The organism is Dissulfurimicrobium hydrothermale (assembly GCF_022026155.1).
Classification (GTDB): domain Bacteria; phylum Desulfobacterota; class Dissulfuribacteria; order Dissulfuribacterales; family Sh68; genus Dissulfurimicrobium; species Dissulfurimicrobium hydrothermale.
Genome location: NZ_CP085041.1, coordinates 319,825 through 343,911 on the forward strand (window position 1 = coordinate 319,825; position 24,087 = coordinate 343,911).

21 protein-coding genes and 1 tRNA gene are annotated in these 24,087 nt (G+C 49.4%); 10 read left to right on the plus strand and 12 right to left on the minus strand.

What is annotated here, in order from left to right; all coding sequences use genetic code 11:
- Window positions 1–126 precede the first annotated feature (126 nt).
- The 7 genes from smpB to LGS26_RS01595 form a co-directional block, all read right to left on the minus strand.
- Window positions 127–588 (minus strand): SsrA-binding protein SmpB, encoded by a 462-nt coding sequence (gene smpB / locus LGS26_RS01565; RefSeq protein ID WP_237888916.1) that lies wholly within the window; start codon window positions 586–588, stop codon window positions 127–129.
- An 8-nt stretch (window positions 589–596) separates the two neighbouring features.
- Window positions 597–1,151 carry a hypothetical protein gene (locus LGS26_RS01570; RefSeq protein ID WP_237888917.1) on the minus strand — a complete coding sequence of 185 codons (555 nt, stop codon included), beginning with the start codon at window positions 1,149–1,151 and terminating at the stop codon, window positions 597–599.
- A gap of 14 nt (window positions 1,152–1,165) precedes the next feature.
- Window positions 1,166–4,636: a DNA polymerase III subunit alpha gene (gene dnaE, locus LGS26_RS01575; protein ID WP_237888918.1), complete on the minus strand. Its 3,471-nt coding sequence runs from the start codon at window positions 4,634–4,636 to the stop codon at window positions 1,166–1,168.
- A 198-nt stretch (window positions 4,637–4,834) separates the two neighbouring features.
- A complete protein-coding gene (locus tag LGS26_RS01580) occupies window positions 4,835–5,659 on the minus strand; it encodes a class I SAM-dependent methyltransferase (RefSeq protein WP_237888919.1) in 825 nt (274 codons plus the stop codon).
- A gap of 54 nt (window positions 5,660–5,713) precedes the next feature.
- A complete protein-coding gene (locus LGS26_RS01585; RefSeq protein WP_237889814.1) occupies window positions 5,714–7,888 on the minus strand; it encodes a vitamin B12-dependent ribonucleotide reductase in 2,175 nt (724 codons plus the stop codon).
- A gap of 115 nt (window positions 7,889–8,003) precedes the next feature.
- Complete coding sequence (locus LGS26_RS01590) at window positions 8,004–8,738, minus strand: ABC transporter permease (protein ID WP_237888920.1); 735 nt, start codon at window positions 8,736–8,738, stop codon at window positions 8,004–8,006.
- Window positions 8,735–9,577, minus strand: coding sequence for an ABC transporter ATP-binding protein (locus tag LGS26_RS01595; protein WP_237888921.1), 843 nt, complete (start codon window positions 9,575–9,577; stop codon window positions 8,735–8,737). The genes LGS26_RS01590 and LGS26_RS01595 overlap by 4 nt, the downstream gene beginning before the upstream one ends.
- A 128-nt stretch (window positions 9,578–9,705) precedes the next feature.
- On the opposite strand from LGS26_RS01595, the gene LGS26_RS01600 reads away from it, so the two are divergent.
- The 9 genes from LGS26_RS01600 (at window position 9,706) to LGS26_RS01640 (ending at window position 20,103) form a co-directional block, all read left to right on the plus strand.
- Window positions 9,706–11,148 carry an aminopeptidase gene (locus LGS26_RS01600; protein WP_237888922.1) on the plus strand — a complete coding sequence of 481 codons (1,443 nt, stop codon included), beginning with the start codon at window positions 9,706–9,708 and terminating at the stop codon, window positions 11,146–11,148.
- A gap of 126 nt (window positions 11,149–11,274) precedes the next feature.
- Complete coding sequence (locus LGS26_RS01605; RefSeq protein WP_237888923.1) at window positions 11,275–12,249, plus strand: FAD-dependent thymidylate synthase; 975 nt, start codon at window positions 11,275–11,277, stop codon at window positions 12,247–12,249.
- Between the two features lie 15 nt (window positions 12,250–12,264).
- Window positions 12,265–13,896, plus strand: coding sequence for an L-aspartate oxidase (nadB, locus tag LGS26_RS01610; RefSeq protein WP_237888924.1), 1,632 nt, complete (start codon window positions 12,265–12,267; stop codon window positions 13,894–13,896).
- On the plus strand, window positions 13,893–14,618 hold the full coding sequence (locus tag LGS26_RS01615; RefSeq protein WP_237888925.1) for a TVP38/TMEM64 family protein: 726 nt from the start codon (window positions 13,893–13,895) through the stop codon (window positions 14,616–14,618). The genes nadB and LGS26_RS01615 overlap by 4 nt, the downstream gene beginning before the upstream one ends.
- 62 nt (window positions 14,619–14,680) lie before the next feature.
- A complete protein-coding gene (locus tag LGS26_RS01620) occupies window positions 14,681–15,181 on the plus strand; it encodes a phosphatidylglycerophosphatase A family protein (protein ID WP_237888926.1) in 501 nt (166 codons plus the stop codon).
- The gene (locus tag LGS26_RS01625; RefSeq protein ID WP_237888927.1) at window positions 15,171–16,439 is read left to right on the plus strand and encodes a CinA family nicotinamide mononucleotide deamidase-related protein; all 1,269 of its coding nucleotides are present in this window, start codon (window positions 15,171–15,173) and stop codon (window positions 16,437–16,439) included. Before LGS26_RS01620 ends, LGS26_RS01625 begins: the two co-directional genes overlap by 11 nt.
- Entirely contained in the window at window positions 16,402–17,001 is a 600-nt protein-coding gene (gene thpR / locus LGS26_RS01630) for an RNA 2',3'-cyclic phosphodiesterase (protein WP_237888928.1), read from the plus strand. Before LGS26_RS01625 ends, thpR begins: the two co-directional genes overlap by 38 nt.
- 99 nt (window positions 17,002–17,100) lie before the next feature.
- Window positions 17,101–17,667 carry a chemotaxis protein CheW gene (locus LGS26_RS01635; RefSeq protein ID WP_237888929.1) on the plus strand — a complete coding sequence of 189 codons (567 nt, stop codon included), beginning with the start codon at window positions 17,101–17,103 and terminating at the stop codon, window positions 17,665–17,667.
- A gap of 45 nt (window positions 17,668–17,712) precedes the next feature.
- On the plus strand, window positions 17,713–20,103 hold the full coding sequence (locus tag LGS26_RS01640) for a methyl-accepting chemotaxis protein (protein WP_237888930.1): 2,391 nt from the start codon (window positions 17,713–17,715) through the stop codon (window positions 20,101–20,103).
- Between the two features lie 80 nt (window positions 20,104–20,183).
- Here LGS26_RS01640 and LGS26_RS01645 read toward each other — a convergent pair whose 3' ends face one another.
- From LGS26_RS01645 to LGS26_RS01665, 5 genes are all read right to left on the minus strand, one after another.
- Window positions 20,184–20,474: an integration host factor subunit alpha gene (locus tag LGS26_RS01645; protein ID WP_237888931.1), complete on the minus strand. Its 291-nt coding sequence runs from the start codon at window positions 20,472–20,474 to the stop codon at window positions 20,184–20,186.
- A gap of 75 nt (window positions 20,475–20,549) precedes the next feature.
- Entirely contained in the window at window positions 20,550–21,662 is a 1,113-nt protein-coding gene (locus tag LGS26_RS01650; RefSeq protein WP_237888932.1) for an AI-2E family transporter, read from the minus strand.
- 301 nt (window positions 21,663–21,963) lie between these two features.
- Window positions 21,964–22,998, minus strand: coding sequence for a tRNA preQ1(34) S-adenosylmethionine ribosyltransferase-isomerase QueA (gene queA, locus LGS26_RS01655; RefSeq protein WP_237888933.1), 1,035 nt, complete (start codon window positions 22,996–22,998; stop codon window positions 21,964–21,966).
- A gap of 31 nt (window positions 22,999–23,029) precedes the next feature.
- Window positions 23,030–23,227 (minus strand): DUF2065 domain-containing protein, encoded by a 198-nt coding sequence (locus LGS26_RS01660; protein WP_237888934.1) that lies wholly within the window; start codon window positions 23,225–23,227, stop codon window positions 23,030–23,032.
- 68 nt (window positions 23,228–23,295) lie between these two features.
- Window positions 23,296–23,369: transfer RNA gene (locus tag LGS26_RS01665), tRNA-Met, on the minus strand.
- Window positions 23,370–23,560: 191 nt separating this feature from the next.
- On the opposite strand from LGS26_RS01665, the gene LGS26_RS01670 reads away from it, so the two are divergent.
- Window positions 23,561–23,863 carry a hypothetical protein gene (locus tag LGS26_RS01670; RefSeq protein ID WP_237888935.1) on the plus strand — a complete coding sequence of 101 codons (303 nt, stop codon included), beginning with the start codon at window positions 23,561–23,563 and terminating at the stop codon, window positions 23,861–23,863.
- Window positions 23,864–24,087: the final 224 nt, after the last annotated feature.

The following is a 24,087-nucleotide window of genomic DNA, read 5'->3' on the forward strand; positions in this document are numbered from 1 at the left end:
ATTATATGGGCATCAGATCTTTAAAATTTTCAAATAATAATATATTTCTGAATTAGAATATATGGATTAATGTGGAAGTGTCAATGCCCGCGCAAAAATAAATTCAGCTGGCCAGCCGCCTTGTAACTATCTTATATTGTACCGCCTCCTAAGTTCGCGCTCGGTCTCCCTCTTTTTTACGGCCTCGCGCTTATCATATAGCCTTTTGCCCTTTGCAAGGCCCAATTCCACCTTTGCCTTGCCGTCTTTGAAATATATCTTGAGGGGAATGAGCGTATAGCCGCGCTCCTCCAGCTTTCCAATTAATTTTCTATTTTCCGCCTTATGAAGCAGGAGCTTTCTAGGCCTGATGGGATCAATATGGAACGCATCTGAGGCGTTGGGATACGGTGAGATGTGTACGTTGTATAGCCAAGGTTCCCCCCCATGAAAGGCCGCATATCCATCGCCCAGGTTGGCCCTTCCATCTCTCAGGGACTTCACCTCTGGACCGAGCAACATAATGCCGGCCTCAAATATATCGTCTATCTGATACTCATGCCGCGCCCTGCGGTTTTGACATACTATCCTGATCGAGTTTTTTGTCATTAATTTCTTTACCAATCCATGGGTTTTACCAGGATGGCACGGATCTTGAGGTCAAAGAGTCTGTTCGATGGCGCAGGCTTTATGAGTGCGACTGTATCGGCGCCGCGGCCCGTACCGGCCACAGCGAGGCAGTCTTCAGTGGTTATCAGTCCGGCGTCAGAGGCCATAAGCACTATCTCGACGCAGACCTTCACCCCCTGACCGAACAGTCTCAAGGTGTTGGCGATCAGATCCTGCTGGCAGTAACCCTGTTTTTCCCTTATCGCCGTACCTATATTTCTGAATGCCATAGTGCCGGTATAGACCGTTGCACCGAGCCCTTCTATCTCGCGCCTCATTTCCTTGCTCATCTCTATTTGGCCTGGATCTTTGAACCCGACGTTGTGGGTTACAACCACCACCTTGGTCCCGAAACCATTGAGTGCCCTGGCTGCGGCAAGGCCTGTATCCCCATATGTTGAGGCAACCACAACCTGGCCTATACCGTATTCCCTTATTCCTTCCTTAAGCCTCTCAATCGAATCAGCTGTATTTTTGCGGCCTGCCTGTGCAAATAATGACATATTTCCCCCTTTGCTTATACCTGACCGTATTCCAGCTGGAGTCCATTATAACCTACAAGGTTATTTACGGCAGCGGAAAATTCGTTGTCCAGGGCGACATTAAGGCTTTCCGGCAACTTCAGCGTCACCTTGCCTTTCCCTGGCATAGCTATGGCTAATTTGATCGGACAGGCCCCGGGATGGTTGGTTATTATGTCTTTGAGTGCTTCAATGACCCATAGGCCGGTATTCCCACCGTTTAATTCTATTATAAGACCTGTGGTCTTCTTTTTACCGATCTCCTCAAGCGGTTCTATTGCATCGGCTATAATCTTCAGCAATCCAGCCTCGTCATCGTCCCTTTGGCATGACCCCTTCACCCAAATTGGCTGGTCTCCAGCCAAGGCCTCCCTCGTCTTTGTATAAAGTTCAGGGAAGCATACGACCTCAATGGAGCCATGCAGGTCTTCAAGCAGCAGAAAGGCCATGCGCTCCCCTTTTTTTGTGACGATTTCCTTCTTTCTCTTTATTATGCCTGCCAAGGCCACCCTGCTTTCATCGGGGAAACCAACCACCTCTTCTGTAGAGACCACGCCCATCATTTGCAGGCTATCTCTATATGGGTCAAGTGGATGACCGCTTATATGAAAACCTAAGGCCTCCTTTTCCATTGAAAGAAGCTCGCTTTCAGGCCACTCAGGTAGATTTGGCAGCTTGAGGAATCCGACCCTGGGCCTGCCGACATCCTGCTCAAAAGCGCCATCAAAAAGGCATTTCTGGCCACAGTCTTGGGCCTTTTTTGCAGCCTGGCCGAGATCGAGTGCCTGATCCAGGACCTCCATCAGCTGAGAGCGTTTATGTCCCAGCGAATCAAAAGCACCGCATTTTATCAGGCTCTCAATAACCCTTTTGTTCACCTTTCTTAAATCTACCCTTGAACAGAAGTCTTCAAAGTCGTCGTATGGCCGACGTCCGCGTTCTTTTATAATGGACTCTATGGCACCTACCCCTACATTTTTGACTGCCGCCAGGCCGAAGCGTATGGCGTCGCCATCCAGGGTAAAACCCTCGTCACTCCGATTTATATCAGGCGGCAGCACCTTTACGCCGCTTGTTTTGCATTCGCTGATGTACTTTACTACGCCATCCGTGTCACCCAATTCGTTTGAAAGGAGCGAGGCGAGGAAAGGTGCCCTGTAATGGGTCTTGAGCCAAGCAGTCTGATATGCGATCAACGCATAGGCAGCGGAATGGCTCTTGTTGAAACCATAGCCTGCGAATTTTTCCATGAGATCGAAAACGGTCGCCGCCTTATCGCCTGGTATACCCTTGGCCTTGGCGCCTGAGATGAAGCGGTCCCGCTGGGCAGCCATCTCTTCCGGCTTTTTCTTTCCCATAGCGCGTCTCAGAAGATCGCCTTCACCGAGGCTATAACCGGCAAGCGTCTGGGCGATCTTCATGACCTGCTCCTGATATACGATTACGCCATATGTCTCGTTTAAGATTGGCTCCAATTCGGGCAGCAGGTATTTAACCTTTATTTCGCCGTGTTTCGCCTTTACGAATTGGTCTACCATTCCGCTTTCGAGAGGACCTGGCCTGTACAGTGCTACAAGGGCTATCAGATCGGTGAATATTGACGGCCGCATCTTTCTTATGAGATCCTTCATGCCCGGACTTTCAAGCTGGAAAACACCGGTCGTGTCACCCCTAGACAGGAGTTCATAAGTATCAGTATCGTCAAGAGGTATCTTGTTTATATCGACCTCGACCCCAAGGTGCTTTTTGATGATCTTTATTGCATCGTCTATTACAGTAAGTGTCTTGAGACCCAAAAAGTCAAACTTGATGAGCCCTACCTTTTCAACACACTTCATGTCGAATTGCGTGACCGTCTCACCCTTTTGACCTTTTGTGAGCGGTAAATGTTCAACCATTGGTCTGTCCGATATGACCACGCCGGCAGCGTGAGTCGAGGCGTGGCGCGGGAGACCTTCAAGCGCCTTTGCTATTTCCAGGAGCTTCGCGACCTGCTCGTCTTTTTCAGCCAGTTCCTTAAACCTTGGCTCCTGTTCGATGGCCTTGTCGAGGGTTATATTAAGCGTGGCTGGAACAAGTTTTGCTATTCGGTCTACTACCGGATATTGCATCCCAAGACCGCGGCCTACATCCCTTATGACCGCCCTTGCCTTCATTTGGCCGAATGTGATGATCTGGGCTACATATCCCTCCCCACCGTATTTTTGGGTTACATAGTCGAGGACCTCATCCCTGCGGTTCATACAGAAATCCACGTCTATATCGGGCAGGGATGCCCTTTCGGCATTAAGAAAGCGCTCGAAATAGAGGCCGTAGCGCACCGGATCGAGCTCGGTGATCCCCATCGAGTAGGCCGTCAGTGAACCTGCGGCTGAACCGCGCCCAGGCCCTACCGGTATCCCTTTGGACTTGGCCCAATTGATGAAGTCGGCGACTATGAGAAAATATGAGGCGAAGCCTTTGTCTTTTATGACCTCAAGTTCCTCTTCGAGCCTCGCCAGATAAAGCCTTCGGGTCTCTTCATCGAGCCCGAGCTCCTTAGCCCGTTTTTCAAAACCCTCCCTCGCCTTGGCCTCGAACAGGCCGTCATAACTTTCAGTTTCCTTGATCGGGTAAACCGGAAAGTGATATCTTCCCGATTCGAGCGTGACATTGCATCTCTCGACAATCTCTTTGGTAATTGAGAGCGCCTCAGGTGCATAGCTGAAACGCCTGGCCATCTCCTCGGGCGGGGCAAAATAGAGCATATCGGTTGAGAAGCGCATCCTGCCCTTGTCGTTTATTGTCCTGTTGGTCTGGATGCACAAGAGCACATCGTGGGCTATGGCGTCCTTTGCATTCAAATAATGGCAGTCGTTGGTGGCGACTATCGGGAGGCCCAGCTCCCTGCCGATATCCATAAGGCCTTTGTTTACCTCTGCTTGCTCAGGGATGCCGTTTTCCTGGAGTTCCAGATAAAAACGTCCATCAAAGATCCTTGCATATATTTGTGCCTTTTTCCTTGCTTCATTAATCCCGCCGTGAAGCATGTTGTAGGCCACCTCTCCATGAAGGCAGGCCGAAAGGGCGATCAGCCCTTTATTGTATTCCTTAAGCAAATCCAGATCTACCCTAGGCTTGTAATAAAATCCTTCGAGATGGGCAATGCTTACGAGCCTCAAGAGGTTTTTGTAGCCGTCGTTGTCCTGCGCAAGAAGCACGAGATGAAAGCCTGCATCTTTTGCACCCTTTGCGCCCTTGTCATTTATCCCCTTGGGGGCTACATACATCTCACAGCCAAGAATTGGCTTTATATCGTGTTTCATCGCCTGTTCATAAAAATTCAAGGCGCCGTACATGTTGCCATGGTCTGTCATGGCCACGGCCTCATAACCACATTTTTTTGCGGTCGGGAACAGATCCTTGAGTCTTATGGCCCCATCAAGGAGACTGTATTCGGTGTGAAGATGAAGGTGTGTAAAGTTCATAAGATCAAATCAATGTTGAACGTTAAGTTAAATAATGTTGAATTAAGATGGTGTCGCAAAAGGTCGCCAACCGCTGTGTTGCGCTGCATCCGTCGTCACTGCGGCGTACAGGGAGTATGCCTCATTCTCCAGGATCTGCGCACCTTGCATTTACGATTTTTGCTTAGCCATCTCATATAATGATTTTTTACGAGATCATCAAGAATTAAACATCAAAGATTTAAGCCTATAGAGGATCCTTTTTATGTCGTTCGTAATTTTGGCAGATATGCGGCCCCCTAAAATCCCGCGTTTTCCCTGCTGTTGCCAAAATCTGTTGCACACCGTTTGCCCGAGTTCTTCAAAAAATCTATGGAAGCCAGGGTCTTTTGAGTCATTTATCATCCTCAAGATGTCTTCCGGCACTTCCCTCCCTATGACCAGGACACCTAGGCCATAGCAATGATCGAATTCGATATGCGGATAGCGGTCCTTGACGGAGTCAAAGAAACGTCTTACGCCAAAAAATTCAGCCGCAGGGCCGACATTTTCACGGGTTACATTTATATCATGGAAAAGGACAACACCCTTTTTTATCGAAACCTTCGGCAACCAAGTATGGAAGTCGCCACTTACCGCTTCATAGGTATGGGTGCCGTCTATATGTAGGATATCTATCGAGCCATCTTCAAATTTGTTGGCCGCTTCGTCAAAGCTGGATCTTATTAATACGCCTATATCGGGATAGTTCTTTTTGATATATTCCGATATCTCGAGGTATATGTTTTCATCAAACTTGCCCATATGGATGTCGCCTTGCCAGAGGTCAACCCCGAAGCATTTGGCGTGTAGCCCAAGGATGTGTACCGCCTGACAAAATGCGGCAAATGATGAGCCGCTGTAAGTGCCGAGCTCGACGATCATCTCAGGCCTGAGCCTTTTAACAAGCTCAAACGCAAAAGGGATGTGCCCTATCCACCACTGCGACTTCAATAGCTCAGGTCGCGTCTTTGCAAATATATATTCCCAGGCGTTAAAGGCCATGGCCCCTCTGTTTCATCACCAGGTCTATCTGTATTCCGATGCAGACAGACCGGTCTAATCACATCTCGAAAACCCGCATGACTGGCATAGGAGGCAGCCTTCCTCCGGCTCCAATGTGCCACCACATTCCGGACATACCCTGCCTGCCGCAGCCGTCTCGGCCAGATCCGGATCGGCCAACCCCTCGATGTTTTTCATGACCTTGGCCATGGCGTCGGGGCACGACAGTATCTGCTTGCCTTCCTGCCAGATGGGTGACGGACAGCGTATCCCTATGAGTTGTTTTATTATCGCATGAACGCTCACGCCCGAACGCAAGGCCAACGAAATGAGTCTGCTTTCGGCCTCCATCTGACAGGCTGCACACCCTCCGGCTTTTCCCATCTGGGCAAACACCTCGCAGATGTCCTTGTCATCCCTGTTGACAGTCACATAGAGGTTACCGCAACCCGTCCTTACACGTTCGGTAATGCCTGTCGTCCTGACAGGTCTAGGTCTCGGCTCTATTTTATTGACGGCGGCCTGCCGTTCTTCTTTTTTGAGGTTCAAGACCTGCACAGGGCGGCTTCCATCCCTGTATATGGTAATGCCCTTGAGCCCCTGCCGCCATGCCAGGAGATACGCCTTTTTGATGTCCTCCTTTGTGGCCTCATTTGAAAAGTTTATGGTCTTTGAGACTGCGTTGTCGGTGTGGCGCTGAAAGGCCGCCTGTATTGCTATATGATCCTCGGGCCGGATATCCCTAGATGTGACAAAAATGCGTTTCAGATCCTCAGGCACCTCATCGAATCCCTGGATCGACCCCGAATGGGCTATGCGCTCCATGAGTTCGTCAGAATAAAGTCCCTGTTTTCGCATAGCCTCCACAAACAACGGATGGGCCTCTATAAGCTCGGTCCCGTCCATGACTTTTCGGATGTAGCTTACGGCGAACAAGGGCTCTATACCGCTCGAGGCCCCTGCTATAATGCTTATCGTGCCTGTAGGGGCAATGGTCGTTGTGGTGGCGTTTCTCATGCATTCGACCTTGCCATCATAAATACTACCTTTGAACGCAGGGAAACTCCCGCGCTTGCGGCCCAGCTCCATAGACGCCTCTTTTGACTCATTGTCTATGAAGGTCATGACCTCTTCGGCCGTCTTGACCGCCGCTTCTGAATTATAGGATATGCCGAGCTTTATCAGCATATCTGCGAATCCCATGACCCCTAAACCGATCTTTCTCGTACGGAGCGTGGCATCGCGTATCTCTCCAAGCGGAAACCTGTTTACGTCGATCACATTATCTAAAAAGTGCACCGCATCCCGAACCGTATCTCTGAGCCCTGCATAATCCACAGCCCCATCTTTTACAAAAAGCCCTAGATTTATAGAACCCAGGTTGCATGATTCATAGGGCAAAAGCGGTTGTTCGCCGCATGGGTTCGTGCTTTCGATTTCACCCAGGTGCGGCGTCGGATTTCCCTGATTCATCCTGTCAATGAATATTATGCCAGGCTCACCGTTTGTCCATGCCGAATCGATTATCTTTTCGAATACCGCGGCTGCAGGCAGGCGTCTCACCTCAGCGCCGGTTTTGGGGTTTATAAGGGCATATTCCCTGCCTTGCTCTACGGCCTTCATGAACTCCTCTGTAAGAGCGACGGAAATGTTGAAGTTGTTGAGCCTGTCCGTCCTGGTCTTGCAGGTGATGAATTTTTCTATATCGGGGTGATCCACCCTCAGTATGCCCATGTTTGCGCCCCTGCGGGTCCCACCCTGCTTGATGGTCTCGGTGGCTACATCGAATATGGTCATGAACGATATTGGTCCGCTGGCCACGCCGTGGGTAGTCTTGACCCTATCACCTTCGGGGCGGATACGCGAAAACGAAAAACCAGTACCCCCGCCGCTCTTGTGTATCATGGCCGCATGTTTGACCGTCTCGAATATGCTCTCGATTGAATCTTCCACCGGCAGGACGAAACAGGCTGAAAGTTGCCCCAGCTCCCTACCCGCATTCATGAGCGTCGGCGAGTTAGGCATGAAGCGCAGGGAGGTCATAAGGCTGTAGAATCGTTCGGTCAGGGCGTCCGTATCGGCGTTTCCATTATATGCAAGGTCGGCGCCGGCTATGGTCTTCGCCACACGCATGAACATGTCTTCAGGCCTCTCGACGACCTTCCCCTGTTCGTCTTTTTTGAGATATCTGCGCTTAAGTACGATAAGCGCATTCTGTGACAACGGCAGCCCGGTATCTATGGTTTTTTGTGGATCGCGTTTTTCCATAATCTACCTCATTGGATAAAATAGTTACAATATGCGCCTGTTTTTCTCAAGGGCCTGTTATTGGAAAGACGCCCAATCAATCCATGGCCTTTTTTACCATACGCACCGCAGCGCCGAATGCGATGATCCAGAGCACCAGGAGCAGAAGGTATGACCAGACCTCAGGGCGGCCTCCGAATGCCGCGATCCTCATGGCAGATGTGGCATGGGTGATGGGAAGTATGGACAGCAGTTTTTGCGCCCATATTGGCATGCGCTCGACCGGGAAAAACGTTCCACCGAGGAAACCCATGGGGGTGATTATGAAGTTTGAAAGCAGCATCTGGTCGGCATGTGAGCGCACGAGCATGGCGAAGCAAACCGCAAGGGATGCGAAAAAGAGGGCATTGAGACCCATGGCGACCCAAAAATATACATCGTAGGAGAGAAAGACGCCGATCATGAAGGAAAGGCCAATGATTATAAAACAGGACAAGAGCGCCCTTGTAAGTCCGGCCATAACCTCGCCTGTCACATACGCAAGATGGGATATCGGGGCAGCTTGAAATTCTTCGAATATCCGCCAGTAAAACCTGGCTATGTTTATCTCGCTTGCTATGGCGAAGGCCTGGGTCATGCTGGTCATGGCCATGAGCCCCGGGATCAGAAATTCAATATAGGGACGGCCGTGAAGGGTGACGTCTTTTCCCATGCCGAAACCAAAGGCCACGATATAGAGTACAGGCGAGACCGACATAGAGGCCGCCTGCCTGAAGAATCTCCTTTTAAGGATCAAGAGTTCCCTATAATAAACGGCAAACCAGCCCTTCATTGCCGTTTTACCTTTTTCCCGGTAAGCGCAATAAAGGCATCTTCGAGATTTACCCGCCTCAAGGTGAGCTCTCCACCATATTTGGCGACATGCCTGCGGGCATCATCTTGGCTCTTGAAATAAAATGTGCGTATTCTGTCATTATCTATCTCGTCTATGGCCCAGATCCCAAGGTCTGATATCAGATTCAAGGGCGTGTCGATGGTCACGATCCTCCCTTCATCCAGAAATGCGACCCTATCGGCCAGAAACTCCGCCTCTTCTATATAGTGGGTCGTAAGAAACACGGTCGTCCCATCCTTGTTTATCCGTTTGATAAGCGCCCATATCTTTCGCCTGATGGCCGGATCGAGGCCTACAGTCGGTTCATCTAAAAACAATATCTTTGGCTCGTGCATGAGGGCGCGCACTACCATGACCCTGCGCTTCATGCCGCCGGACAGTTCTTTCACAAGGCTGTCTCTACGTTCGGCTATGCCTGCATAGGCAAGGAGCTCGTCTATCTTCTCCTTTCTCCTCAACCGCTCCATGGAAAAGAGCCTCCCATGGATGTCGAGGTTTTCATAGACGGTAAGCTCTGCGTCAAGATTTATGGTCTGCGGCACGTAGCCGCAATGGAACTTGGCCTCTATCGGTGCCTTTTCTATATCTAGTCCGTTCAGGTTGATCTTGCCTGATGTAGGCCTGGCAAGGCCGGTAAGTATCTTTATAGTTGTGGTCTTGCCAGAGCCGTTTGGACCGAGATATGCAAATATCTCACCTTCCCGCACGTTCAAGTTTATACCCTTAAGTGCTGTAATGCCGTTGTAGACCTTGACCAGATTCTGGATGTCTATCATTTTGTTAAATGTAGCCGGTTTTGCGGTTTTTCAAAGTCTTCGGCGGCATTGTTTATACCATTGCGCTCTTTTTATGTGTGGTTATTATGAGGTATTCATCATTTCAAAGGACATAAGGTGTAAGTGCGATGACAGAAAAAGGACTTTCCAAGACCGAATACAAGAAGCTGGAAAAGAAACTCACGCGTAAACGAAGACATGCATGGCTACAACTATCCGATGGTGAACGCAAGGAGATATTTGAGTATGCCGAGGAGTATAAGGAATTTCTCAACAATGCCAAGACCGAGCGTGAAGCGGTAGATGCCATCTCGAAAATGGCCGATGATCATGGCTTTGTTCAATCTGAAAGGACGGATGGGGATGCACGCAGGCTCATCTGGAGTTTCAGGGGCAAGATGTGCGCCCTGGCTGTGCTGGGCGTCCGTCCTGTAAATGAAGGGGTGCTGATGATCGCATCCCATATCGATGCGCCACGGCTCGATCTCAAACAAAACCCGCTATATGAAGAGCTTGACATGGCCTATCTGAAGACTCACTACTACGGCGGCATAAAAAAATTCCAATGGGTCACCCGTCCGCTCGCGCTCCATGGGGTGGCGATAAAAGGAGATGGTAGAGTTGCGTATATAAGGCTCGGCGAGGATGCCGACGACCCAGTCTTTACGATAAACGACATCCTTCCGCACCTTGCCTACAAGGTGCAGGCAGAAAAAAAGACCTCAGAGGCCGTTCCGGGCGAAAAGCTGAATGTGATCTTCGGCGGAAATCCGCTCCTCGGCCCTGAAGATATGAAAGACGCAGTCAAGCTCTCGATCTTGAAGATCTTAAATGAACGTTACGGCATTGTCGAGGAGGACCTTGTGAGCGCGGAGCTTGAACTGGTCCCTGCCGGGACCGCCAGGGATGTAGGTCTCGATCGGGCCTTTGTAGGGGCATACGGCCATGATGATCGTTCCTGTGCATATGCGGCCCTAAAGGCGGTTTTAGAACAGCAACAGCCTGACAGGACTATCATGGCCGTATTTCTCGACAAAGAAGAGATCGGGAGCGAGGGCAACACAGGCGCCAAGTCCAAATTTCTCGAGTTGATCATGTATGACATCATTAGAAGATCAGGGTTCAAGCTAGGACCTGATACACTTGTCCGCACCTTTATGAACTCAAGGGCCATTTCAGGGGATGTAACCGCAGGTGTTGAGCCCGATTATCAGGAGGTTCACGAGAAGCGCAACGACGCACTAATGGGTTATGGCATATGCCTTACAAAATATACAGGTTCCCGCGGCAAGGTCGGGGCCAACGACGCCCATGCGGAGTATGTGGGATGGATAAGGAATATATGGAACAAGGCCGGCGTGATCTGGCAGACGGGAGAGCTTGGCAAGATCGACGAGGGGGGCGGCGGAACTGTAGCGAAGTATCTGGCAGGGTATGGGATGGACGTGGTCGATGCCGGTACCCCGCTGTTGAGCATGCATTCGCCATTCGAGGTAGCACATAAAGCTGATCTCTTTATGACGTATAAGGCCTACAGCGCATTTTACGGTGGAGACAAAAATAAACGATAAGCATCGCCCCTTTTCGAAGGACCTGTCTTGCCGCCGGACAAGATTATTTTGGAGGAATTTCTGGCACAAGAGATGATGCTTGATGCAAATCCTGATTTTTAGTGTACTCTACTACAACAACACACCATGAAGATTATAGAACAGTCATTTCAAATTATTGACGAATATGAGAAAAGGGGCGCAATCCTTGAACAGATAGAGCGCTGTGGCCGCATCTGCTACAAGAGCGAGGATCGTATATCGTCTGGTTCGGCTGAAAAATTCATAACGGGTATCATAGAGCGAGGGCACGAGTCGGTCCTTGAGATGGCGCAACTGGTGTTTGAAATCGTGCTTGACGCCGAGACCCCGATGGTTAAATTCTTTGAAATTATTCCTAGTTTTTGCAGAAGCAGCCGTCTGGACAGGAAGAGATTCATCCTGTCCGGCAATCCCCGCGTCTTCAGAGATCTTGCAAGGGCGTACGGCAACCTTAAAGTGGTAAAGGCTATTCTCGGTCTGCTTACAGACAGGTACCCGGTCCTATTCTCCGACATAGCCTTCGGGGGCGGGCGTAGGTCTAGATGGATGCCACAGACCGGAATAAGTGTCAGGCTCATGACGCCCGATGAGATCTCCAGTCTTCCTCAAGACATCCTCATCAGACACAAGACCATCCTCATCCATCTTGTGACAAACAGGGCGGTGTCCCATGAACTCGTCCGCCATCGCGTGGCCTCATATCTACAGGAATCCCAGCGTTACTGCAGATACGGCGAAGCCCGATTTGGAGGCGAGCTGGTCTTTATTCGACCTTGTTTCTATGAAGAAGGTACAAGGGAATATGAAATATGGTTGAAGGCCATGGCCGAGGGGGAGAGGAGCTATCTCGAGCTCTTGAAGACATCTTCTCCACAGGCTGCACGCACAGTGCTTCCCAATTCTTGTAAGACAGAGATCATGGTGCATGCGGCTATTGACGAATGGATGCATATAACGAGGCTCAGGGCCTCGAAGGCGGCCGATCCATCCATGCGGGAGATTATGCTCAAGATATTGTCTGAACTGGTCTGCCGTTATCCTGACATCTTCGGCCTGATAGCTCAAGGTCTGGGTCTTTAAGGACCGTGTATGAGTATGGAAAAAAAGACTGATTTTTTGATCATAGGAAGCGGGATAGCAGGCTTAAGCCTTGCCATCAAGCTGGGCGCGATAGGGCGTGTTGTGGTGATTACCAAAAAAGGTGTGCAGGATACAGCTACAAATTGGGCGCAAGGCGGGATCGCCTGTGTAGCAGGGCCTGACGACAGCTTTGATCTTCATGAATACGATACCCTAAAGGCCGGTGACGGCCTCAGCCATGAAGAGGTCGTACGTATGATTGTAGAAGGCGGTCCTGACAGGATAAGAGAGCTTGCGTCACTTGGTCTGGAGTTCTCGATAGACCAGGGCCGTCCCGACAGCTATGATCTCGGCAAGGAAGGCGGACACAGTAGAAGACGTGTGGTTCACGCAGGCGACATCACTGGCAGGGTCATTCAAAAGACCTTGACGGAGAGGGCGTCGGTTGATCCGAATATAGAGATCCTTGAAAATCATATTGCAGTTGATCTCGTCACAGAGGGGAAGATCAGATCGGGTTCTGCAAAAAAAACCGGGGAAAGATGTCTTGGCGCCTATGTACTCGATGTCTCAACCGGTATCATACATACCATCCTTGCCCCCGTGACCGTCCTTGCGACAGGTGGCGCGGGCAAGGTCTATCTCTATACAACCAACCCTGATGTCGCCACCGGGGATGGCATAGCCATGGCGTACAGGGCAGGGGCTAGAGTGGCCAACCTGGAGTTTGTACAGTTTCACCCTACCTGCCTCTATCACCCCCAGAAAAAAAATTTTTTGATCTCAGAGGCGCTAAGGGGCGAGGGCGCGAGACTCATCGATTGGTATGGCGTGCCATTTATGGAAAAATATGCGCCCGTGCTTAAGGAGTTGGCTAACAGAGACGTTGTCGCAAGGGCTATTGACATCGAGCTTAAAAAGAGCGGAAAAGAGCATGTCTATCTCGATATAAGCCACAGGGATCCTGACTTCGTGCGCAGACGGTTCCCGAACATCTATGAGACATGCCTTAAACTAGGTATAGACATCACCCGTGAGCCGATACCGGTAGTGCCGGCCGCACATTATATGTGCGGCGGTGTCGTCACAAACAGATACGGCGAGACGGATCTCAAGGGCCTTTTTGCTGTAGGAGAGACGGCCTGCACCGGGCTTCATGGGGCGAATCGCCTTGCCTCGAATTCACTTCTTGAAGGTCTTGTGATGTCGCACCAGGCCTTTTTAAGGATTTCTGCTACGTTTCAGACGCTCAAAAAGATGGATTCCATCTCTGTCCCCCCTTGGGACCCAGGCGGTGCAGTGGATATGGACGAGGCTATACTCGTCTCCCACAATTGGGATGAGATACGCCGACTGATGTGGAACTACGTGGGCATCGTAAGGAGTGCAAAGCGCTTAAGGCTTGCGGGCCAGAGGATAAAACCTATCCTGAGGGAGATAAATCAGCACTATTGGGACTATATCCTTACAAGTGATTTTGTGGAGCTTAGAAATATAGCCCAGGTGGCGGACTTGATCATCATGGCGGCCAGCGCCCGTTTCGAATCGCGTGGCGGGCACTTCATCCTTGACAATCAAGAGAAAGATGACTGGAACTGGCGTAGAGACACTATCCTGAGGCGCTCCAAGGGCGATCCGTCGCTTTGAATCCGTTGAAGAAAAAGACACTTGCATTCGTCTTCTTCGTTTTGGTCTCTTTTATTGGTCTTTATGTCTTGTTTTCCTGGGATTGGAACAAAATCAAGACCTTCTGGGGCAATATGGCATATGTTATAGAGCATCGCGATGTCCTAAGGAGACATGTGGAGTCCTGGGGTGGGCTCGCCCCGTTGGCGTTCATCGCCCTGCAGGCACTCCAGGTGGTATTCGCACCCCTTCCTGGTGAGGCCTCCGGGATAATCGGAGGCTTTTTGTTCGGCCAGTGGATGGGATTTCTTTATTCCACTATAGGTCTTACGGCAGGATCCATGGCGGCTTTTTCCGCGGCCCGTTTCGCCAGACGGTTTGTCGGGACCTGGCTGAAGCGATCCGAGATATACAGACGTTTTGAATACCTATTGGAACGCCAAGGCATATTCATTTCATTTGCACTCTTTCTTATCCCTGGGTTTCCAAAGGATTTTCTCTGTTATATTTTAGGGCTGAGCAGGATGCCGTGGCAGATATTTTTGGCTGTTTCTACAATCGGGAGGATGCCTGGCACGATTCTCTTGACGCTTCAGGGTGCAAGGCTCTACGACGGCGACTTGCCAGGTCTAGCGGTTATGCTTTTTGTCGCCCTTGTCGTCGTCTTGCCTGCATGGCGCTATCGTGAAGGATTGTACAGATGGGCCGAGAAACATGCAAAGGACGGCAATGGCGCGGACTGAGATTAGCAGGACTGTTTTCAGCTATTTTGATGGACCATCTGGCAGGATCTTTATTAGCGGCGATGGAAAAGGACATACATCCAGATTGTCGAAATGATGTAGCTGATAAGGCCGCGCTGTCCATTGCAACCTGCCTTGGGATCGGGAGGCTCCCATGGGCCCCAGGCACGTGGGGCAGCATCGTTGCAATACCCATTTGCCTCGGGCTTGGCGGCCGTTCGCCCATTACCGAATCGTCTTTTCTGTTCCTCTTTTCGCTCTGTTCCCTCTGGGCTTCAGGTAGGGCTGCGAAAATCATCGGGAGGAACGACCCGCCGGAGGTGGTTATCGATGAGGCGGTTGGTATGAGCTTTGCCCTGGCCTTTGTTCACCTGGATTTATATAGGATAGCGGCCCTCTTTTTGCTTTTCAGGATATTTGACATTCTTAAACCATTTCCCATAAATTATATAGATAAAAAAGTTCATGGCGGTACGGGCATAGTGCTTGACGATATAGCTGCTGGGGTATGCGCCAACGTAGTATTAAGTCTAATGGAATATCTTTTGAATCATGTATGGTGAAATAATAGCCATAGGCGACGAGCTTGTTACCGGACGGGTGCAGAACACCACCAGCACCTTTGCGGCGAACAGGCTCTTTCTGGCAGGGTATCAGGTAAAGGGCATAACCATGATCGGCGACGATGCCGAGGCCATCAAGGCCGCCCTACTTTCGGCCATGACAAGGGCGAATTTTGTTATCATAACAGGCGGCCTTGGTCCTACCAGCGACGATATAACCAACGAGGCAGTGGCTAAGGCGCTGGGCCGCAGACTCGTAGTCAATGAAGATATATTGAAAAAGGTCTATGCGGAAAGACGTGTGTGGGGGGATACGCCTGATATTATGTTGGAAAAACTCGCATTTTTACCGGAAGGCGCCGAGTTTTTAAATCCTGATGGACATGCATCGGGCTATGTAATCATCGATAAAGGGGTTTTTATCTTTTGTCTCCCTGGCGTGCCAAAGCAGCTGGAATATCTCCTGACGACGCAGGTCATCCCCAGGATCGAGGCAGCCTTTTCGTCGGGATTCATAACCAGACAACGCACCTTCAAGGTCTTCGGGCTCCAGGAGACAGAGATAAATGTAATCGTAAACAGGCTCCTTGAGGAGATGGACGGGATAAATGCAGGCTATTATCCCGATTTTCCCGAGGTCTGTCTCGTTGTCTCGGCAATGGGCCTTGACAAGGATGAGGTAGATAAACGCTTTGTCAAGATCTGCAGGGAGGTGGAGGTTGCCTTAGGCGAGAGCCTTATAGGGACTGATGGGGATACGCAGGAGTCCTTGGCCGGGGCGCTCTTGAGCGCAAAGGGTGAAAGCCTGGCTGTTGCCGAGTCGTGTACGGGCGGCCTTGTGGCCCACAGGATTACCGGCATACCGGGCAGCTCTCAGTGGTTTGAAAGGGGTGTGATATCATACAGCAACAGGTCAAAGATGGAGATGATCGGGGTCTTGCCGGAGACGCTTGATCGTTACGGGGCGGTAAGTAGAAATGTAGGCATAGAGATGGCTGAGGGAATAAAAAAGGCGGCCGGCACCACCTACGGTCTCGCAATCACTGGTTTTGCAGGCCCAGGCGGCGGGACTGCCAGTGAACCAGTGGGCGCTGTTTATATAGCGTTGAGCACCCCAGAGTCCACATCTTGTGAGAGGTTTTTATTTTCAGGCTCAAGACATGAAATCCAGATACTATCTGCAGAGACAGCCCTGGATTGGCTCCGAAGGCGCCTTAAGTATGGCTCGAATCTTTATAGCAATAGATATTCCAGATAACTGCTGTAATATTGTTAGAGACAGGTTGGCCGTCTGGCGTTCATATCGGTCTGACAGCCGGGCCGATATAAGATGGGTCAGATCCGACAACCTTCATCTTACGCTGAAGTTTCTTGGTGACGTATCCGAAGACCGACTTGATCTGGTCTATTCGGCATCCAGACAAACGGCAGCAAGTCATGATGCCTTTCCCCTTTATCTTTCCGGGACAGGCGTGTTTCCTGGTACTGACAATCCAAGGGTGTTGTGGATCGGGATCAAGGGCGCCCTGGATGCACTCTGTTCCTTACAGGGCGATCTTGATCTGCTCTTGGAGAGGGCCGGATTCCCAACAGAGACAAGACCATTTTCCCCGCATTTGACAACTGGCAGGGTACGATCCAGGCGGAGGATCGCAAGGTTTCTGAATACGTATCTGGAAGAGCCGATTGAATCGGCCCCTTTTGATGTAAAGGAAATAGCGATTTATAAAAGCGAGATCACAGGAAACGGCCCACTGTATCACATATTAGCTAGATACCCGCTTGGAAAGGTCGTTATCGCTGCACAGGGGTTATCTTAAAGTCATGATGATTTTGTGACGATAATAATTTATGGATTACTAAAAATATATCGACCTGGGTTGTTCGATTGAATACTTTTTGTTTGAGAGGCGCAGTTTATGGAACAATCTGAAGAGCGCCCTGGGATGTCTGTCAATGCGCCTTATCACGTTGTCTTTTTTAAACTCCAAAGACAGACATGGGCTGTAGGGCTGGATTGGGTCCAAGAGGTCTTACAGCCCAAGGGGTTGGGGATCATGCCGAATGCACATCCTGTCATCGCCGGACTTTTGAATGTAAGGGGGCAGATCCTGCCGGTTTTAAAGGTCGGTGAGATATTGATGAAACGGCCCATGGGCGATCTATTTGAATCCATGTCCGCTCTTGAAGGTATTGATGCGCAGAACAGGGTCCTGCTTATCGGCGGCGGAGAGGCGAGCATTGGAATCATGGTGGATTCGGTCATCCGCATCGGGAGTTTGAATTCAATAGACACGAAAATGACCAATGCCGGCGGCATGGAGCCATTATGGAATGCCGATTTTGTATGGGGCCTGGCGGAATATGAGGACGCGGTTTTGCCGGTTCTTAACGTCCAAAGGCTTGTAGATCACATAAAGGGTCTAGGTTTTGACGACACACATCAAGCTGACGCTGTCTCGACGTCGCTTGGTAAACAAAGATAGTGGCTGTCTGGATTCAAATTTGAGAGGTGGGCAAAGGAGATTCATATGTTTAAGTTAAGGGGCGATCTAAGTCTAAAGGCGAAGTTTGCAGGGATTATTCTTGGGATAGGTTTGATTATCATCATAGTAAACTTGGCTTATACATTCTATAGTATAGAACCTCTAAAAAGAGAGGCAATTGAAAATAGAAAGCAGGTAATATTGTCATTATTAAATGATGATATCAATGAATTTTTTACAATAGCCAAAACTAATGCTGTTGCTATAGCAAACAACGGTACTCTTTCAAGGGCTATTCTTGAAAATAATAGAGAGCTTGCACTAGACAGGCTAACCAGCCTTCTCGATGATTATAGACAACGTACTGACTTGACAGCCATAAGAGTACAGCTACGTACTGCAGATGGTACATCATTCCTAAGAAGTTGGGCGCCAGATGCCTATGGAGACAATGTAAAAAACGTAAGGCCGACTCTTGTGGCGGTGGAGCAAACAAAAAAAGTTATAGCGGTATTTGAAGTAGGGACAGTTGATATTGCAATGAGATGCATGGCGCCGATTATCAGAGACAACGATTACATAGGATCGGTGGAAATAGAACAAACTCCGGATAAAATAGCCAAAGATCTACACAAAAAAAATCTAAAATATATTCTGGTTTTAAAAAGAGATATGCCACAGGTTAAAAGAATTATCGAGGCAGAGCCAAGGGTGGCAGTGGGGGATAATTATATCATTTCAGACGATAAGTGGTTTGATGATACAGAAAAATATATTGCAAAAACACTTGACTATAAAAAACTTTTAGCTGATGGCTACGAAATAACAGATAAATATTTTATTACCTATAGCCCGGTAATCGATTATCAGGGACAGAATGTAGGCCTTAATATAGTTGCAGAAGATATCGGTATTTTGAATGGAAAATTTAACGAACTTTATATGGGGCAGTTTAAGTTTACAGGTCTTGTTATACTTTATCTGGCAATTATGGCCGCCGCTCTTTCGCTGTTTTTCCATTCCCTCCTCGTAAGACCTATTACTGATACCGCATCCGTACTTCAGAAGATCGCCAAGGATTTGGATTTCACTAAGCGGATAAAGATAAAGACCAAAGACGAGGTCGGACGCATGACCGAGGCAGTAAACGGGCTCCTAGGTGTGCTGCAGGATACCTTCAAAGACGTCATGCAGACAATGGTATCTTTTGCACAGATGAGTCAGAAGGTGCACGAGGTGTCAAAAAATATCGTCACCAACGCGTCCGTTCAGGCTGAAAGGGCCAAGGACGTCATGCAGAGGGTCGCCGTTATGGGTCAGACTGCGGCCGAGGTGGCCTCCCATGCCGAATCGTCCGCTAATATCGTATCAGAGGCGTCCAAATCCATAAAAGAAATAGCCGATCTGAGTATGGAGATTGCCAAGATATCGGTACAAAACAAAGAGGGTTCGAAGTCCGCGACAAAGATTGTCTCGGAGATGGGGGAGACCGCTAAGGAGGTCCAGGCAAGAGCCTATGCCCAGGCCGCGTCTTCTGCAAAGACCGCCGAGGCGCTCCATGCCATGGCGGATCAGCTCAGTAAGATGGCAGTTGAGGCCCAGGAATCGGCGAGGCGCTCCCAAGATGCGCTTGTAAGCGCCGAAGAGGGTGGCAAGGCCATGGAGCAGATGATCCAAGGTATGGACGCCATTGCCGAGAGTTCCGACCAGGTCAAGGAGATTGTTGACCTCATCTCGGATATTGCTGAACAGACAAACCTCCTTGCATTGAATGCGGCCATCGAGGCGGCCAGGGCTGGCGAACACGGCAGGGGATTTTCGGTGGTGGCGGATGAAATTAGAAAGCTGGCGGAACGCACATCGGAATCCACCAAGGAAATAGCGGAACTTATCAGATCTAGCATTGAAAGGGTTGAGGAGGGTAAGAGATATACAAATCAGACCGCGCAGATCATCTTGAAGATCATGGAGAGCGTCAAATCCGGCACTGAGGTTACGACCAATATCTCGGAACTCGCCACCAAATATGCGGGCGACACCCAGGCCCTGCTCAAACTGACCGACGATCTGAAGGGTCTTGCGGATCACATCGTCCAGATGACGAACCAGCAGGCAACCCGTAGGCAGATGGCTGAAGACGCCATGAAAACCCTTATAGCTATAAGTGAAGAGATTATAAACATAACCAAGTCGGCCGAGGATATAACCAAGGGCGCCGTGAAGACAGTTGAAAAGGTCGCCGCCAATTCGGAAGAGATCACTAAAAGGACTGCGATGCAGAGGGAGAGAAGCGCAGCGCTCCAGAAACTCATGGATGAGATGGCCGAGACGGCAACCAGAAACGCCCAGAGCGCCAAAGGAACACTCTCGGCAATGGAAGGTCTGTTGGCACAGGCAAGACAGGTCGAGGAAGAGATCAGACGCTTTAAGATCTAGATATAAGCGCAATAAACCCCCTGGCCTTGAGGCCGGGGGATTTATTTATTTTTATTGCGGCATCTTATTTTTGTGTTGCATCACCCCTTGCCGGCGTTCAATTTTCTGCGAAGCACACCTGACGGACGAAATGTGACCACGCGTCTGGGTTCAAGTATCAGGTCATCCCCTGTGTGCGGATTTCTTCCGCGCCGCGCCTTCTTTTCTTTTACAATGAATTTCCCGAATCCACTTATAAGTATATCGTTTCCTGTTTCAAGATATTGTTTCATGAGCTCAAGCAGCGTCTCAACGGATTTTGTCGAATCAGCCTTGCTCAAGACCTTGCTTTCATATATGCGCCGAATGATATCCGCCTTTGTAAGGGTCATTTGTCCTCCTGCCTTAAGGCTTGCAACATAATTGCAAAAATAAAAAATATCTCCTGTAAAGTCAAGCTGATATCTTTATTCTAGTAGCCGTTTCATGCCGTTGCCCGGATATCCAAGGTAGTTAAGCCGGTATATCTCGAGAATGGATACACAGAGTGCGATTATGATCGGACCTAGCACGAGTCCAAGGAGGCCAAAGACGTTAAGACCGCCTAGTATGCTGAAAAATAGGAAGAGGCTGTGTAGATGTGTCTTGCCGCTTATCAGATAGGGCCTTAGGAAGTAATCTATCTGGCTTATCAGGAGTATGCTGAAGATAAGAAGTACGGCACCCTTCAAATATGAGCCAGCCAGAAACAGATAGAGGGTTGCCGGTACCCATACAAGGGCTGTGCCTACGATTGGGATGAACGTGGCGATTCCCATGACTATTCCCCATAATAAGGGGGCCGAGAAGCCAAGGGCCCAGAGGATAAACACCCCTAGCCCGGCCTGTATTAAGGCGGTCAGGATATTGCCGTAAAGGGTAGCGTACAATACATCTGATATGATCTTGAAAAATCTCTCTATTTCTACGTCGTGAAAAGGCAGGACACCCTTAAATGTGTCGAGGAATTTTTCTCCGTCTCTGAAGAGGTAAAAGAGCACCACCAGCATCAACAGGCCGTCAAAGACGACGGTGATTATATTTTTGAAAACCACCGTCCCTTGCGCTATAAAAGATTCGCTGAATCTCTTGACGAGGTCTGTCATGAATTGCCCTGGAGAGATATTGCCATGGATGTTGAACATAGAAAACAGATTGGACAATAACCTATTTAACAAAGGGTGCGCCCCCGGATCAGGTATGAGGCCCGGCCCTTTGGACGATATGGCGGCCTGAAATTCGTCATAGACCCTCAGGACCTCGTTAGCAAGGCTCCCTAGAAGGATGAAGACTGGAATTATTATAAAAGATATGATTATGAGGCACATACATAATGCCGATATACCCTCTTTCCCCTTTAAAATGCGGTTTATCCGCTGAAAGACCGGATAAAAAAACAAGGTCAGTACGATAGCCCATGCAATGGGGTAGAAAAAGGGGGCGAATAGTCTAAGGCCTATAATCAATATGGAAAGGGCAATCCCGATCGCCAGGAATATCACGAACTTCTGGGTATCGTCTGGATTATATCTATGATTCATAAGCTGGCGTCGAATCCGGTCTTCACAATAGAATTTGCCGTATAATTTTTTATCGGTATTCCGGCCTTAAGTCCTTAACGGAATATGGGCGTCGGGTATATACAGGAAACAGCAAGGAGACCGCATTGATTTATCGTATATCGTATTTGACTATAAATCCGTTCCCTGAAAATTCCAATGAGTTTCTGCAAGGGCTAAATAGTTTCTTTTTTTAAGTGTTGGGGCTGTCAAATCGTTTAAATCCTGTGTTTGGATCTGGTTGTGGTATCACTGGACGCTGGGGAGATCACCCCTGATTCTATTAGACGATGAACATCGCATCCCCATAGCTGTAGAACCTGTATCCTGCCTTTATGGCCTCGCCATAAGCCCTTAGGACCTCAAGTCTGTCTGCGAATGCCGAGACCAAGATGAGCAGGGATGATCGCGGGAGATGGAAATTCGTAATCATGGCGTCCACCACCTTGAATTCATATCCAGGTACTATATAGAGGTCGCACAGCCCCTCAAAGGCCCTGGGCGTTCCGTCGCAGGATGACGATGCCTCCAGCGCCCTTACAGATGTGGTTCCTACCGCTACAATGCGCCCGCCGTTTTTCTTTGCCGCGGCCATTTTATCGATCGTATCCTGCGGGATCTTGACCCATTCGGCGTGTATCTTGTGTTCACGTATGTCGGGCGTCCTGACAGGGGCAAATGTGCCGTAGCCCACATGGAGAGTGATCCATGCCATGACGACCCCCATGTCTTCAATACGTTCGAGTTGACCCTGTGTGAAGTGCAGGCCTGCTGTAGGCGCTGCAACCGACCCTGTCTCCTTAGCGTAGACCGTTTGATAGTCTTCCATATCAGACGGCACTTCGTCTCGTTTTATATACGGAGGAAGCGGCGTTTCGCCGCACAGGCTGAGCGCTGTCTTGAGATCGCCCTGAAATGCGAGTTCTATCTCAACATGATTTTCCGGCAGTATATCCAATATAGATATGTCCAAAATACCACGGCAACTCACCTTTTGACCAGACCTCAAGGGTTTTGACGAACGCGACAGCGCCGTAGCCCTTGCCCTGCCCTCGGTCTGCATGACAGGGAAGTGCAACAGGAGGAATTCGACCGCTCCTCCTGTTGCCTTTCTAGCTTTGACCCGCGCCGGGAAGACGCGGGTGTTGTTTAATACCAGACAATCCCCCGGCCTTAGGTACTCCTCCAGCCTGCTGAATGAGCTATGGGTTATCGAACGTCCTGCCCGATCGAGCACCATGAGTCTCGATGCATCTCGCTGCCTTGCCGGGTGTTTTGCTATCAAATGCCCAGGTAAATTGTAGTCGTAATCTTCCAATTTAAAGCTGACTGGCATGTAAGGTGGGGAATTAAAAGGGATCTGTCTTTTGAACTAGATAGCAGATGCCGAGCCCGACGATCATGCTTGCGAACCCAAACCAGCGAAGCGTGGCCGGCGGCATCTTTTCTGCCTCGCGCATGATTTCCTGCATCTTTTCGGGGAAGGCAAAATACGGGATGCCTTCCACTATAAGAAGGATCCCCAGGGCGTTAAAAAGAAGGTTCATATTTTTTAAAATTAGCGGCCTTGATATATAGGCTGCTCGTTTTTTTGGCCGGCAGTTGATTTATTTTTTGGCGGTGCAGGGACTTGAACCCCGGACACTGCGGATATGAGCCGCATGCTCTGACCAGCTGAGCTACACCGCCTTTACGCTTAGAATATTTTTTGCCGGAATCATTATTGATTTTTATTGATCTGTCAAGAAGAAATGAGGTCATGCAGCCTAGAAATAAAAATATAATGGAAAACACCTTGCATTTCATACTGTTTTTCCGTAAAATTACTAAAACAACGGCATGAATTTAAGTTTTGTATTATAGGCCTGTCGAGGGGTCACATGGCAAAAGTAGTAAACATTAAAGATGTAAAACGCTCTTATATCGGGCGGACCCGTAGGCTTGAAAGCCTCAAAGAGGAGCTCCTCAGAGGCTATGGCATCGATCTTGACCAGTTGATGTCAAACGAGCCTGCGACAAACCTTACAGTTGAGCAATTCGAAGACCTTACAGAGCGCATACTATCGGTTGTCGATGATTTTTGTGAAGAAAACCCGCAAGTTACTATACATGATGTCCTCTATACGTTAGAAAACGTAAAAGATATCATAAAAGACAATTCAGGCATTGAAGACGACGGCTGATTGGTCGTCTTGTCCGCCTTTTATAAATTGAAGCCAGGGCCGCATTACATCGCGGATGATTTTTATCTCCTACTAAGCCTGCGGCCTGTAGGCATTGGAAAGTCGAATTATGGACATACTCGACAGAAATGCCCAAATCTGTTGATTGCCATCTGTCAACCAGCCTGGTCAGGCTACAGATAACGACACCTCTGCTGTCAAGTATGCCGCACAGGGAGAAAATT